Here is a 14,268-nt window from a genome sequence, read left to right on the forward strand (position 1 = left end):
GTTGCGGCATTCGGCGGTGCCGGTGCCGTGTGTTTTAATAAACATTATTAGAAAAGAGGTGCCTTATGGGTATTGGTATTTGGGCATTACTTGTATTTATCGGAATCATTGTGTTCTTCAATCTCGTTTTAAAAAGAAATATTGCTGAAGCAATGCTTGCGGGCTTTATTGTAACCGCTTTATTCGGTGGAGTGAGAGCACCTGAATTAATGTGGAACGGATTAGTTTTCGCAGCCACTAATGATGTGTTATATGCTTCAGTAGCCTTTGTATTTATGGCCTATGTTATTGATCAAACAGCGGTTATTGCCAGTCTTATAAAAATTCTCAACTCCCTTCTTGGCCGTCTTCCTGGAGGAGCAGCTTATGTTGATACCATCGCATCAGCTGTGATGGGTACGCTGGCTGGTTCTAATTCAGGAAACACGGCGACAACGGGATCTATCACAGCCCCATGGATGGTAAGGTCTAATTTTAGCAAAGAACTGTCTGCGACAGTTGTTGCAGGTAATGGCGGTCTCGGTGCTGCACTTCCGCCAAGTGCGTCGATGTTTATCATGCTCGGCTTCGCACCGGTTGCGGCAGTAGTTTCTGAAGGAGATTTGTACGTCGCCTTATTTATTTCAGGTGTTTATCAGGTAGTTTATCGAATCTTTTTAATTATGTATTTCGTGAAAAGAGATAATATTAAAGCTATTTCACCTGATTTTATACAGCCCCTTAAAGAATCCTTACGTACGGGCTGGAAATCAACATTAATTTTTTTAGGTGCTTTAATTCCGATTGTAGCGACTATCGGACCGCTTGCTGAGAGCTTTGCAGCAAATCCATCTATAGGAGAAAGCGCCCTTGAAAGCATTTCACTTATTACGTGGATTCCCATTTTAATTATCATTATTAGTTTTATGGTCGGCTGGGCGCACCTTCCTAAAAATAAAACCGACTGGTCTAAGTTTTTAAACAATTCAATTCCCCGCTTTTCAACAATAGGAGCTCTTCTTGTTTTTGCATATGCATCAAGTCAAGTATTAACGGATTTAGGGCTTGCAGAAGATTTATCGACCCTGATGGGATCAATAGAGATCTCTAAGTGGTTAATGGTTCTATTTGTTGGGTTGCTGGTAGCACTTGTAGCTGGACCATTATCTTCAACTGCTACTTTAACGGCTATTGGAATGGTTGCTTTTGCAGGAATGGTTTCTGCTGGAGTTGACCCGTTACTTGCAGTGGTCGCCATTCTAGTATTTGCTTCAACAGAAGGTGCTTCTCCACCGGCATCCGGTTCTATTTTTATTGCGGCATCTTTAGCAGGAGCGCAAGCTGAAAAAACATTTGTGCCGCTAGTTGTATATTATGTCGTTCCAATATTATTAATTGGTTATTTAATAGCTATGGGTATTCTTCCGGTTCCAATGTAAAAAGAAAGGAGCGAAAATGATGAAAAATATAATTGCTGCTTTATTTAAAACGTGCCTCGTATTATTTCTACTTGGCGGTACATGTCTCGTTTTTGGACAAATAGGCGGGCTGCTTCTGCAAAATGGCGATATGGTTATCAAAACGTGGGCTATTTTTGCTAATCCAACTTTTACGATTAGCGCTATTGGTGGCGTACTCGGCTTTATTTTAGGGTATTTCCCTAAAGAAAAAACAGAAGAAGTTGATTTGTACTCTTCAGATGAGTTTAGTGAGGAAGTAGAAAACGTACGCTGATAAATAGATTTAGGCAGACAGTCCAATTGGACACGTCTGCTTTTTCTTTTTCCTGTATGTTAGAAAGGAGACAGGAAAGAATGAAAAAAAGAAGGCAGTTTAATTCGTATATACTCTTTACATGCACAACACTATATATGGTAAGTATCGCAGGCAGCAGACCTCTTATTCCCTTATATGCCAGTAATTTAGAAGCCAGTCATATGGAAGTTGGTATTTTAGTTTCCTTATTTTCTTTTTTACCGCTTTTTGTGTCTATTCAATTTGGAAAAGTGATCGACCGTATTGGCATTAAGAAACCTTTGATAGCAAGCGTTGTGTCTGGAAGTGTGTCTCTGATAATACTTCCTTTATTTGGCGATATAGCAGGGCTTTATCTATCACAAATATTTTCTGGACTTTCTCAGTTAGTATTTGTTTTGTCTATGCAGGCATATTCGGGTCAGTTTTCAAAAAGCAGACTTCGTGAATACTACATCTCGGTTTTTAGTATTGCTGTAGCAACGGGCAGTTTTATTGGCCCATTAATAGCAGGTTTTTCATCCGATTCCCTTAGCTATAATCATGCATTTTTACTACTAGGAATTCTATTAATCCTTATGCTTCCATTGTCTTTTGTATTTGACGGTAAAAAATCAATCGAGAAATCACCTAGAAAAAGAACGGGAAATGCTTTTGGTCTGCTTCGAATCTCTGACTTGAGAAAGGCGGTGCTTGTCAGTTCCATCGTTCTGCTTTCAAAAGATACATATATTGCTTTTTTTCCATTGCTTGCATCTGAAAATGGGCTCTCAGCTTTTGTTATTGGCATTATTGTATCGTTAAACGCAGGAGCCGGCATGCTGATACGGGGCTTTTTGCCATGGATTTCTCAACATTTAAAGCGGGATGTTGTCGTTACTCTCTCGATCCTTTTGGCGGGCCTTTCTTATCTTTTACATCCCGTTGCAGACCATATTGTATGGCTCAGTATTTTGTCTCTTCTTTTAGGATTTTGTACTGGAATTGCACAGCCGCTTTCTATCTTTGCTACAATCATTGCACTGCCTAAAAATCGTGTAGCAGAAGGTCTGGGATTGCGGCTGACATTTAACAAATTGATTCAAATAATCGCGCCGCTTTCCCTAGGTGCGGTTTCGGGTTTCGTTGGAATGTCTGGTGTATTCTATATAAGTGGAACTATTATTTTGACTGGTTCTATTAATTTTAAAAAAGTAATTTTTACAAAAAAAGAATAAGGTGATAATATTTCTTTTAAGGTAATAGGCGGAAAATTTACGACATCTGATGTCTATTTGGAGAGATAAAATGGAGAATCCAATCATTAAACTGCAGGAAAAAATTTCAGAGTTAACGGAAACACAAAAGAGAGTAGCAGACTATATTATTAAACATCCGCTTGATGTTGCTTTTTTGACAGTGGATCAACTAGCAGGCATTGTTGGCACAAGTACAACAACAATTATGCGCTTAACTTTTAGTGTCGGTTATTCGGGGTACACAGAATTTCAAAAGGGACTCCAGGAGATATTACGTAATCGTGCTGCCCCTCAAACGAGACTTGAAGCTAATATAAAAGGGATGGGCGAAAATAATTTATGGGGTCGGTATGCGGAAAGCCAAATCAGCAGTATTCAGGATACAATGAACATGATAACGCCTGAAGTGCTCGAGCAGACCATGGACAAAATCGTCTCTGCTGAACGTATTATCTGCACAAGCGTTAGAAGCGGATTGCCTGTAGCACAGTACTTAACACATGGACTTAACAGGCTTTTGGGAAATACACAACTAATCCTCGCTGATGTAAGTGATTGGGTAGACAGCATTGTGAATATGACATCAAATGACTTGGTTATCGCCATTAGCTTTCCAAGGTACGCGAGAAGAATTATTGATTTTACGGAAACGGCGAAAAGGAACGAGGTACAGGTTATTTCTATCACGGATAGCTACTCGTCCCCTCTCATGAAGCATTCTGACTTAATTTTACCTTGCAATTCTAGCAGTATCGCTTTTCATAATTCAGCAGTATCATCCATGTTTGTTGCCGATTATTTAATCAGCGCCATTGCTATCAACTACCCCGAAAAAACAAAGGAACGTCTTGATAAAGTAAATGAGATTTTAACAAATATGAATTATCATTCTTTACATGAATAATCCTTAATTAAGATGTGATATTACTTGATTTTTAAAACAAAGTAATATCGCATTTTTATTTTTATCAAGTGTATCTCTAAGAATGTAAAAGCTCTTCAAGCTACAGTGATTTAGAAGATTTCTTTCCTGTCCTGTTTGTCTCAAAAACAATTGTTTTTGAGTCTTTTTAGTAAACAGGGTATTTTAGCCAAGATCCTATGATTTTTGTGTCTCAAAATATTGTCCAAAATCAATGTCTCATTAACCAACGTTGTTGATTCATTGTTTACCTCGTTGATATACTTCTTCAAGGATCTCCGCAGCAATGTTCTGCATACTTTTGCCTGTCTGTTCACCTTTATTGCGTAGCCAATCCTTAATATCGACCGAAAATGAAACCGACAACAGTTCCTCTTCCGATTCAATGCTGAGTGCCCCATATTCCGGAACATACCGCACACGCCCTTGTTTAGCCGAACGTATAATAAAGTCGGCTAACTCAACCGAAACACCGTTTAAGCGGGCATCTTTCATATGAATGACCCATCGATCCTTTAACCGTTCCATATACATATTAGCTACTGGAACCTGCTGATAAAGCAAATCCATCACTTGATAGGTGAGGGAATAGGCTGCCGGCAGATTAAGCACCGCCTATCCGGGCTTTGTGCTGCGCTTGCCCATTTCAATGGAATAGTCAGGTGTTAACCTCTGTGTTTAGATCCCATCTCAAAAATGGAGGTCAGTTCCAATTAGCTGCCGGTCCATTCATCAAAGGCTGTTATAAAAAATAACAAAAAAGCATTCTGCAGATGCAGAATGCTTTCCCATTTTATGAAGCTGAAATGTGCAAATCGGGTTCCATTCGTTTATATCGCAAAATCTGTCTTACATACAAAGCAATCACGATTGCAGTAAGCGTAAAACCGATAGCCATTGAAATTCCATATGCCAAACCAAATCCTTCTGGCGCGTAAAAAATATATGTGCAGACAACCCCGGTCATAAATACAGCGGGCACTCCGGCAATCCAATGGTTTTTCCCTTCTTTCAGCAAATACGAAACCGCCGTCCAAAGCATCACGGCTGCCACAACTTGATTGCTCCAACCGACATACCGCCATAAGAACGAATAGTCAATTGTTGATAAGTAAAAAGTAGGCACGCTAACCACAATCGTCATAATCAGTACCATTCCTTTCCGGTCCATATTGACAAAACCAGAAAGCCAGTCAGATAAAATCATACGGGATGAACGAAGTGCCGTGTCACCTGTTGTAATAGGCAGAATAATAACACCAAGAATCGCTAGAATGCCGCCAAATATGCCAAGCAGTGAAACGGAAATTTCATTTACAACCCCGGCAGGGCCACCCGCAGCTAATGCTTCTTGAAGACCCGCTGTACTGCCAAAGAATGTCATGCCGGCCGCCGCCCAAATTAGGGCAATCACACCTTCTCCAATCATGGCTCCATAAAACACTTTGCGCCCTTCCGACTCCTTTTTCAATGTCCGTGAAACAATTGGACTTTGGGTAGAATGGAATCCAGAAATTGCACCGCATGAGATGGTCACCATAATCAGCGGCCAAATAGGCAGCTCAGCTGGATGAAGGTTTGCAAGAGTCAGCTCAGGAATCGGTTTGCTGCCAAAAAGAAGCGCTACACCAATCGCTACAGCCATGACAACTAAAATAACCCCAAAAATCGGATAAATCTTTCCGATGATTTGATTAACAGGCAGAACAGCAGCCAATAAAAAGTACGTAAAAACAAGAATAAGAGCGGTCATAAAACTAAGCGGCGTTAATTGTGTTAGCAGCTGTGCCGGTCCTGCTGTAAAAGCAGCCGCTACTAAAATCATTAAAATGAGAGAGATGACGTTGACTGCTGATTTTACAGCATTGCCCAAATATTTTGCTACTAAAGCTGGAAATTGAGCACCACCATGGCGTAATGACAGCATACCTGAAAAGTAATCGTGTACGGCCCCTGCAAAAATACATCCGGCTACGATCCAGATAAAAGCGACCGGGCCATATAATGCGCCTGATATTGCACCGAAAATGGGTCCGAGTCCGGCGATATTTAACAGCTGAATAAACCAGCCTTTCCACCATGCCATTGGAACGTAATCAAGACCATCCGTTTTTTCATAAGCTGGCGTTTGCTGTGCATCGTTAATCACAAACACACGCTCAACGAATTTTGCATAAAAAAGATACCCGCATAAAAGTAGAACAATAGATGATAAAAATGTAATCATTGATGAAACCTCCTGATGTAAACAAGAACTATTTCATTATTCTATATTTTGAAAAATTAAAATACAACCTTTTTTTAAAATAATCTGTTTATTTATACTGATTTTTTTATTTAGAAAATTATTTCTGCATTTTATTTTACAATAGCAATTATAAAACCTGTTTCAGCAAACCACTGATGAAAGTTTTACGATCACTGTTTTGTTGCCGTCAAATACTCCTGCTGGTACATCCTCATTCACCAGCGCTATTGAGGATATAATGGCCTCGTCGCTAATTTTAATTCCGGTTAGTCAGGTGTTAACCGATGTGTGTAGATGTCTTCCATATAGCTGAAAGTATCATCGGTCCCCGGCACGATGAAGTACCAGCCCCCTAAACCTTTGCGCATAAGTCTTGCTGCCAAAATAGAAGAAAAGCGAAGATACACGGCTTCTTTGGCTTTTTTATTGTAGTATTGCCGCTGTGAAAGCCGGTCTTCCCAAATTTTCTTTTCGTGCAGCTCACTGAATTCTTTTAAGTCGCTTTCTTGAATAAGAGGGATTGTTCTTCCTCTTACTTGTCCTTCAAAAGCGGGAAGAATCCCTTCTTTAATATAAGCCGCAATGAAATTCCGGTTCGTCTGCAGGAACTCCGCCGCTTGGTTCAACGTTAAGCCTTCCAGCGTTTTAGGCATGGTTTCCATAAGCCGTTCAATCTCTTCCTTAGAAAAAAGAAGTCCTTGATGTCCGCCCCACGGATCTTCCACAGGTTTTAGCTTACCTTCTTGGACATACGCATGAACCGTAGAAACAGAGCGGCCAATCATTTCGGCGACTTCCTTTGTTGAATAGTATTTCTCTTGGTTTGTTTGCACGGCAATAACATATTCTTATCTAATAATAAAATAATGAATTGATTCGTTTTTCTGTGATGAAAAGCTAGAACTATATAGGTATCTATGGAAGCAGGTGTTAAAATTGTTGTAGGATAGATACATGTATATAGCCGCGGGCGCTTATGGTTTTGCAGGTAAGTTAATCTATAATAAGGATGGGCTGTTATGGAAAAAAATCTTAAAGTTGAAAAGGTTCAAGGAGCTGCGCTGCTTGAAGGCCCTTTTTGGGATGAAGAACAAATGTGCCTGCTTTGTGTCGATATTTTAAACAATAAGTTGATCGCTTATGATGTTGAGAAACAAAGTACAGAAGAAGTAATATTAGAAGCAAATGTCACAAGTGTCATTCTTGATCAAGACCATTCGATCTTTTTATCTTTAAGAGATAAATGGGGACTATTCGATAAAGCAGGCAAATTTGTTAAACCGCTTGTATACCTTGAAAATATGAAACCCTCTATGCGTTTTAATGATGGAAAAGTCGATCCGTATGGTCGATTTTGGTTGGGGACAATGAGCGAAGATGATAATCGAGGAGAGGCGTCTCTATATTTAATTGATCACAATGGAAAAGTGACCGAAAGCAAAAAAGGGATAACGATTTCAAATGGGCTTGCCTGGAATAAAGAAGGGACAATGATGTACACCATTGATACTCCCTCCAAAAAGATCATGTCGTATCCATTTTCCGGAAAAACAGAGGTGCTAAAAGGCGGGGAAGTAGTTTTTGACTTCACGGATACAATAGGTTCACCAGATGGTATGACTATTGATGAAAATGATCATCTGTGGGTGGCCCTTTGGGGAGGCGGCCGTGTCGTATGTATTGATCCACAGAAGAAAAAAGTTGTCGATCAAATTTCTTTGCCGGTCACTAACGTTACAAGTTGCACATTTGGCGACCATGATTTTAAAACGTTATATATAACAACAGCAAGTGAGGGCCTTTCAGAGGAACAACGTAAGCGCGAACCGCTTGCAGGCTCGCTTTTCTCATACAGGTTAAACGTAGCAGGCGCAGTTTCAAGAAAATACAAATACAAACGTTGATAAATAACAACAGAAAATGCATGTTTGACAGGAAATATGTTGTGTATTCTTAAACTAACTTAGTATTATGAATTATGTCTCCCTTGACACTCCCACGGCTGAAACCGCAAGCCCTTCACCTTGCGGTGAGACGGGTGGGATTCTGAAGTGCGAAACCGTTCACTGTCCTTTTCTGTTTAGAACTCGCCTTCAGTTAAGGGCGGTGTCATCAGCATGTCCTGCTGTTAACACGGGACTAGGTTAAGCTGCTTGCTTGTTTTTATTTTTTGAAAGGCCGCTGATGGCTTTCGAAATATTAATGGATGCGTTGGCATCAGCGTGAAGTGTATATTGGCATTTGGCACACGAAAACGTGTGTCTTTTTCGATTCTTTTTATCAATATGACCACATTTACACATTTGGGAAGTGTAATGTGGATTCACGCACTTTTGACTTGAATACCCGCCATTTTTGCTTTGTATTCAATAAATTGCTGAAGCTGATAGTGAGACCAGGAGTGCAGATTTCTTCCAGCTTCTTTTTTTGCTTTTGCTTTGTAGCGAATACTCGTCAAATCTTCCATTCGAACGCAGCGAAGACCGTTCTCTGCAGCGAAATGAACGATTTGCCGGCTCATTTTATGATTTAGATCTTTCATCCACTGTGATTCTTTGTTTTTGGATTTTTTAATAACGGAGAGAAGCTTTAATTTTCCTAACTTTTTTCTTCTTGAAGAAAATGTTCTTCGAATGAAAGCAGGCTCGTTTCCGCGAAAGAAGAGCGTTTTCGTACCCACCGAGGCAGCCTTCAATAAGTTTGAGGGCTGCTTTTTTGTATTTTGTGTCTGAAAATATTGCCCAAATTCAGTGTCTCATTAATCTTCATTTATGAGTATAATTTTTCTATCTACACTATGTGTTAAATTCAAATACATATTTTATTAAAAACTATTCTAGCATGTGTTTACAGTCGACGATTATGCAGAACATAGCTTTTCTGTAGAAATCTTGAGTTAAATATATAGAGCGCTTAATTAATAAAAATCTATACAGATGAAACCACATAGCTTTCGTTAAAGATTTTTCACTTATTTAATAAAGAAACTGGAAGTAGATAATTACAAACGTGAGATGTAAAAATAAAGAATTGGCTTAGGCGAATCCGGCTCAATTTTAATTAAATGTTTGAAAATGGTTGATACTATCCCCGCTTTGACCTTGCTCGCGTTTATATACTTCCTCAAGGATCTCCGCTGCAATATCCTACATACTTTTTCCTGTCTGTTCCCCTTTTTTTCGAAGCCAGTCCTTAATATCCACGGACAGGGAAACGGACAGCAATTCCTCCTCCGATTCAATGCTGAGTGCCTCATATTTAGGAACATACCGCAAACGCCCTTGTTTTGTTTTAGCCGACCGCTTAATAAAGTCGGCTAGCTCAACCGGAACGCCATTTAACCGTACCATATCAAACGATAGACCGGCTTTATTAAGCATTCTGTTAACAAGAGCCTGTACGGTATGTTCCGCACTTCGAATTGAATGGGCAAAAGAACTGCTGTCAAATTCGTTTTCTATGGATATTAAGCTAGTATTTTTCTTCGCTTTCAAAAAACTTAGTTTATCTGATAGACAAACTAATGAGAAGCTGATACACTTTTCTTGTAAACGGACTAACGATCTTAACTCCGTTTACTACAACACCACTGTTAAACAGAAAGGAGGAAAAGACAAATTGCAGCTGATCATGCGAAAAGAAATTTCTCTTCAGCTTTCTTGATTGATTTGATTTTTACATAAGTAATTTGGAAGCGTTTTTAATAGTTTTTCTTTCGATGATCCAAATTTGTCTTGGCCCATATGAATCAAAACCGAAATTTATTTTATATTTTTTCGATTACGCTTGTTGCAGCAATTGGCGGCCTGCTTTTCGGTTATGACACAGCGGTTATATCCGGAGCGGACAAGTCCATTGAAGAGTATCTGGTGAAGCCGCTTGGCCTCGGGTCTCTTGCGCATGGCGCCACTATTTCAAGCGCCTTAATCGGCTGCATTATCGGCGGCCTGATCTCCGGCTACTTTGCGTCAAAATTCGGACGGAAATATTCTCTTATTATCGCAGCCGTCCTGTTTCTTGTTTCTGCGCTTGGTTCTGCTTACCCGGAATTTTTATTTTTTACAAAAGGAGAACCGTCTTTCGCTTTACTCATGATGTTTAACGTATACCGGATTATTGGTGGAATTGGTGTCGGCCTGGCGTCAGCGGTTGTTCCGATGTATATCAGTGAAATTGTGCCCGCTGAAATCCGGGGACGGCTCGTTTCCTTTAATCAGTTTATGATTATTTTTGGGATGCTGGTTGTGTACTTTATTAACTGGGGCATTGCGAACGGACAAACAGCCGAATGGATTAACGACATCGGCTGGCGCTACATGTTTGCTTCAGAAGCAGTTCCAGCCCTCTTGTTTGGTGTTTTATTGTTTCTCGTTCCGGAAACACCGCGCTATCTGGCTCTTCAAAACCAGGATGAGAAAGCGCTGTCTATCCTAACGAAAATTAATGGTGCCAGAGAAGCGAGCGCCATTATGTCTGAGATTAAGCAGACAATTACTGCGCACGCTGCCTCAGAAAAATTATTTGCCTACGGGAAACTGCTAATTGTGATCGGTATTATGCTGTCCGTCTTCCAGCAGTTTGTCGGCATTAACGTTGCGCTGTATTACGCGCCCCGTATTTTTGAAAGCATGGGTGCGGCCAAGGATGCATCTATGCTGCAGACCATTGTAATGGGTCTTGTAAACGTTATCTTTACCATGATTGCCATTTTGACCGTCGACAAATGGGGACGGAAGCCGCTGTTAATTCTCGGTTCGATCGGCATGGCAGTCGGCATGTTCGGTGTGTCAGGGCTGGCGTTCGCAAATGTAATCGGTATCAGCACACTCTTTTTTATCATCATTTATACGGCATCTTTCATGATGTCGTGGGGACCGATCTGCTGGGTGTTGATTTCCGAAATTTTCCCGAACAAAATCCGCGGCCAGGCCGTCGCTCTGGCCGTAGCCGCCCAATGGGCCGCCAACTACTTTATCTCTTCCACTTATCCGATGATGATGGAGTACAGCGGCGGCTTAACATATGGCTTCTATGGGCTGATGAGCGTTCTTTCCGCTCTCTTTGTCTGGAAGTTCGTCCCTGAAACAAAAGGAAAAACGCTTGAACAAATGGAAAGCGTCTGGCTGAAAAAGAAACATAAAACGGCTTAAAAACATGAAAAACCCGCTTCTTTATGGGACTGACGGGACTGATCCCATAAAGCGAGACAAATAAAAACACCTTTAAGTTGAAAAACGGGTATGTAAGTACCTAAAAAGCCAACTTGGAGGTGTTTTTTCTATGGGTACAAGAATCAGTTATCAATCGGAAGTAAAAATGAAGGCTGTAAAAATGAGATTAGCTGGGGTGCCCGTCAAAGAAGTCTTGAAGGAATTAAATATCCGAAACAAGACGCAGCTTAAAACATGGATGAAATTGTACAAAGCAGGCGAACTTCATCGGTTTAAACAGCCCAGCCAGTGGGCAAGCAGTATTCCTTCGGAAAAGGGGCTGAATATGAAAGTGAAACGGAGAAGCTGAAGGCAGAAAACCGGTATCTGAAACAGCAGATTGAAGTCTTAAAAAAATACGAAGAATTGGAAAGGAAGTGGTATGGGAAACAGCAGTAGACTTAGTGGAAGAATTAAAAACAGGGATGTGCATTAGTAAAATGTGCAGGCATCTTGGCATCCCTATATCCACCTATTATCGTTGGAATAAACAGAATCAAATAGAAGCGTCAAGGCAGGCAATCGAATGAAAAATGGGTACACTGTGCCGGGATAATAATTTTGGACATGGCTACCGTAAAATCACTGCCTTACTGAACCAGGATACCGAAAGCACAGGCTGTTTAAAAGGTGATTTGATCCCTGTCTCAAAAATAGGAGTCAGTCCCTAAACTGCTTACGATAAGCATAGCGTTTTTTGTTTGGATTATGATTTTAACTTAGATTAATGGGGATACGGCAGGACCCTTAAAAAGAGTCAGATATAGGGGGAAAAGGTATTGATATAATTGACGAAGGAGAGGATAACCAAGGAATCCTTAACGACGTAGGCAAATCAAAAAATGGCTATGATGAGCTGGAAAAGGAAGGATACTCAACTGTTCAAGATATTCTATATGCAGAGTGGTCTGAATCTGAAGGATTTTTTGTTAAAACTTATAGTGAAAACGAAAAATAATGACGTTGTGAGTAAAAGAAATTAGGAGCGAAACAAATGGATAAAACAATATATCTGGTCAGGCATTGCCAAGCTACAGGGCAAGAGTTGGATGCAGAATTGACTGAAGAGGGAAAAGAACAGGCGAAAGAGCTTATGCGCTTTTTTGAAAAGCGGAATATTAAGCGCATCATTTCCAGCCCGTTCACACGGGCGATTCAATCCATCCAGCCAACAGCAGACAACCTGGGCCTGCTGGTGGAAATTGACAACCGGCTTAATGAGCACAAGCTGATTTCGAAAAACCTAAAAGACTGGCTGGAACGCCTCGAAGATTCCGTTCGGGATATGGACCTGAAAATGGAAGGCGGAGAATCGAGCCGCGAAGTAGCAAAAAGGGGAATGGAAGTGCTTGAAGCAGCAACCGACGGCACCGTGCTGGCTACTCATCGCAATGTGATGGGGCTTTTATTGATGCGAATTGATGGCATGAAGGGGCTCACAGAATGGGCCGGATTGTCGCACCCGGATGTCTACGAAGTGAAAGTAAAAAAGAATACATATTACGTAAGGAGAATCTGGGGCTAAAAAATTGTCAAAAAATAACCCCCTGATATCTTTTAAAGTGCATCCCAAAAATAGTAATGTTCAAACCTGAGGGCTTTTAACGTCTATTCTAAGGGATGCATTTCACGTATAAGAAATTGACTTTTTTATGTTGATATTTGATCAGGTACAAAATTTCCGAAATGTTGGCGATACCCCTTACTTACAGGATATTGTAATTTATTGGGGTGCACGCGTAAGAACCCGATATTAGCAAAACAATTGAATTTATTATTATCGCTATGTAAATTAGTAATCACTTCTATATTTAGTTAACTGTGTGTTTAAAGAATATATGGAGCTGATCTTTTCAGATTAGCTCCATATTTCTTTAACCAATGTAATAGGCTCATTGCATTTCTCGTTGATATACTCCTTCTAAAATCTCTGCGGCAATATCTTGCATACTCTTGCCTGCCTGTTCTCCTTTTTTTCGCAGCCAGTCTTTAATATCGACTGACAGCGAAACCGACAGCAATTCCTCCTGCGATTCAATGCTAAGTGCATCATATTCCGGAACATACCGCACACGCCTTGTTTAGCCGAACGTTTAATAAAATCAGCTAACTCAACCGAAACACCATTTAACCGAGCATCTTTCATGTGAATGATCCATCGATTCTTCAAGCGTTCCATATACATATTGGCCACTGGAACCTGCTGATAAAGCAGATCCATTACTTGATAGGTGAGGGAATAAACTACCGGCAGATTAAGCACCGCTTATCCAGGCTTGGTACTGCGCTTGCCCATTTCAATGGAATAGTCTGGTGTTTATCCTATGTGATATCGTTATAACCGCTTTATCCACGACTGTTATACATACAAAAACGAAGCGTGTTCGTAACTTGGCCGATTCTACAATGGCGTGCTGAATAACAGGCTGGATCGATTTGTTTACGAAGATAGTTACCGTATATTTGAGGAGTTATAGTTGACAGCATAAAGAGCCACGGAAGCAAATCCGTGGCAAATGGCATGGAGTTATGTGAATTTTTAGGGCTGATGAGGTGTCCCTTAGTTACATGGTTTGTCTGTTACTCGTTCTGTCAGTAAATCAAACCATATATAAAAAAGCAGTGGTATGTCATCCGCAGCAAAGAGCAACTACTAATCAGTATGTAGCAAGCAAAAAGTCATCAGGAGGTGGTGTGGTTTCTACATTATTTCTTTACCCGCTGCCCTGAGAAGATAAACCACAAAAAGAAAAAATTTATGCCGACATATAAACATCGAAACTAGACAGGTTTAAATTAACAGTGGTATCAAATGAAGACAAAACGTAAGAAAGAGCGCAGCAAACAGCCTTCGCAGGTACCGCCGCTAGATGAATGACATTAAAATCATTCAGAAATTGCGGAACTCGTTGGTTT

Annotated in this window: 16 protein-coding genes; 9 read left to right on the forward strand and 7 right to left on the reverse strand. The window is 40.4% G+C overall.

All coding sequences use genetic code 11. From position 1 onward, the window contains the following. Window positions 1-65 precede the first annotated feature (65 nt). The 4 genes from M3221_RS16530 (at window position 66) to M3221_RS16545 (ending at window position 3,876) form a co-directional block, all read left to right on the forward strand. Window positions 66-1,418 carry a TRAP transporter large permease subunit gene (locus M3221_RS16530; protein ID WP_251272830.1) on the forward strand — a complete coding sequence of 451 codons (1,353 nt, stop codon included), beginning with the start codon at window positions 66-68 and terminating at the stop codon, window positions 1,416-1,418. 19 nt (window positions 1,419-1,437) lie between these two features. Further along, window positions 1,438-1,713 carry a hypothetical protein gene (locus tag M3221_RS16535; protein ID WP_251272831.1) on the forward strand — a complete coding sequence of 92 codons (276 nt, stop codon included), beginning with the start codon at window positions 1,438-1,440 and terminating at the stop codon, window positions 1,711-1,713. Between the two features lie 80 nt (window positions 1,714-1,793). Further along, on the forward strand, window positions 1,794-2,951 hold the full coding sequence (locus M3221_RS16540) for an MFS transporter (RefSeq protein ID WP_251272832.1): 1,158 nt from the start codon (window positions 1,794-1,796) through the stop codon (window positions 2,949-2,951). 70 nt (window positions 2,952-3,021) lie between these two features. After that, on the forward strand, window positions 3,022-3,876 hold the full coding sequence (locus tag M3221_RS16545) for a MurR/RpiR family transcriptional regulator (RefSeq protein ID WP_251272833.1): 855 nt from the start codon (window positions 3,022-3,024) through the stop codon (window positions 3,874-3,876). A gap of 258 nt (window positions 3,877-4,134) precedes the next feature. On the opposite strand, the gene M3221_RS16550 is transcribed toward M3221_RS16545, so the two are convergent. The 3 genes from M3221_RS16550 to M3221_RS16560 form a co-directional block, all read right to left on the reverse strand. Then, complete coding sequence (locus tag M3221_RS16550; protein WP_251272834.1) at window positions 4,135-4,506, reverse strand: hypothetical protein; 372 nt, start codon at window positions 4,504-4,506, stop codon at window positions 4,135-4,137. A gap of 181 nt (window positions 4,507-4,687) precedes the next feature. Then, window positions 4,688-6,121 (reverse strand): carbon starvation CstA family protein, encoded by a 1,434-nt coding sequence (locus M3221_RS16555; protein ID WP_251272835.1) that lies wholly within the window; start codon window positions 6,119-6,121, stop codon window positions 4,688-4,690. Window positions 6,122-6,408: 287 nt separating this feature from the next. Next, window positions 6,409-6,975 carry a helix-turn-helix domain-containing protein gene (locus M3221_RS16560; protein WP_251272836.1) on the reverse strand — a complete coding sequence of 189 codons (567 nt, stop codon included), beginning with the start codon at window positions 6,973-6,975 and terminating at the stop codon, window positions 6,409-6,411. Window positions 6,976-7,161: 186 nt separating this feature from the next. Here M3221_RS16560 and M3221_RS16565 point away from each other — a divergent pair, with 186 nt between their 5' ends. Next, a complete protein-coding gene (locus M3221_RS16565; RefSeq protein ID WP_251272837.1) occupies window positions 7,162-8,046 on the forward strand; it encodes an SMP-30/gluconolactonase/LRE family protein in 885 nt (294 codons plus the stop codon). Window positions 8,047-8,286: 240 nt separating this feature from the next. Here M3221_RS16565 and M3221_RS26860 read toward each other — a convergent pair whose 3' ends face one another. The 3 genes from M3221_RS26860 to M3221_RS16575 all read right to left on the reverse strand — a co-directional run bounded on the left by M3221_RS26860 (window position 8,287) and on the right by M3221_RS16575 (window position 9,522). Continuing rightward, a complete protein-coding gene (locus tag M3221_RS26860) occupies window positions 8,287-8,445 on the reverse strand; it encodes a zinc ribbon domain-containing protein (protein ID WP_396120299.1) in 159 nt (52 codons plus the stop codon). 20 nt (window positions 8,446-8,465) lie between these two features. Then, on the reverse strand, window positions 8,466-8,822 hold the full coding sequence (locus M3221_RS16570) for an IS200/IS605 family accessory protein TnpB-related protein (protein WP_396120296.1): 357 nt from the start codon (window positions 8,820-8,822) through the stop codon (window positions 8,466-8,468). A gap of 466 nt (window positions 8,823-9,288) precedes the next feature. Further along, on the reverse strand, window positions 9,289-9,522 hold the full coding sequence (locus M3221_RS16575) for a hypothetical protein (protein WP_251272838.1): 234 nt from the start codon (window positions 9,520-9,522) through the stop codon (window positions 9,289-9,291). A 363-nt stretch (window positions 9,523-9,885) separates the two neighbouring features. On the opposite strand from M3221_RS16575, the gene xylE reads away from it, so the two are divergent. From xylE to M3221_RS16590, 4 genes are all read left to right on the forward strand, one after another. Continuing rightward, window positions 9,886-11,292 carry a D-xylose transporter XylE gene (xylE, locus tag M3221_RS16580; RefSeq protein ID WP_251272839.1) on the forward strand — a complete coding sequence of 469 codons (1,407 nt, stop codon included), beginning with the start codon at window positions 9,886-9,888 and terminating at the stop codon, window positions 11,290-11,292. 130 nt (window positions 11,293-11,422) lie between these two features. After that, window positions 11,423-11,662 (forward strand): helix-turn-helix domain-containing protein, encoded by a 240-nt coding sequence (locus tag M3221_RS16585; protein ID WP_251272840.1) that lies wholly within the window; start codon window positions 11,423-11,425, stop codon window positions 11,660-11,662. Between the two features lie 94 nt (window positions 11,663-11,756). Beyond that, on the forward strand, window positions 11,757-11,882 hold the full coding sequence (locus M3221_RS26865; protein ID WP_396120300.1) for a hypothetical protein: 126 nt from the start codon (window positions 11,757-11,759) through the stop codon (window positions 11,880-11,882). 464 nt (window positions 11,883-12,346) lie between these two features. Beyond that, the gene (locus M3221_RS16590; protein WP_251272841.1) at window positions 12,347-12,877 is read left to right on the forward strand and encodes a histidine phosphatase family protein; all 531 of its coding nucleotides are present in this window, start codon (window positions 12,347-12,349) and stop codon (window positions 12,875-12,877) included. 367 nt (window positions 12,878-13,244) lie between these two features. On the opposite strand, the gene M3221_RS16595 is transcribed toward M3221_RS16590, so the two are convergent. Then, window positions 13,245-13,424 carry a hypothetical protein gene (locus tag M3221_RS16595; protein WP_251272842.1) on the reverse strand — a complete coding sequence of 60 codons (180 nt, stop codon included), beginning with the start codon at window positions 13,422-13,424 and terminating at the stop codon, window positions 13,245-13,247. Window positions 13,425-14,268 lie beyond the last annotated feature (844 nt).

Origin of the sequence: Domibacillus indicus, from assembly GCF_023715895.1 — a bacterium.
GTDB classification, from domain to species: Bacteria; Bacillota; Bacilli; order Bacillales; family Domibacillaceae; genus Domibacillus; species Domibacillus indicus_A.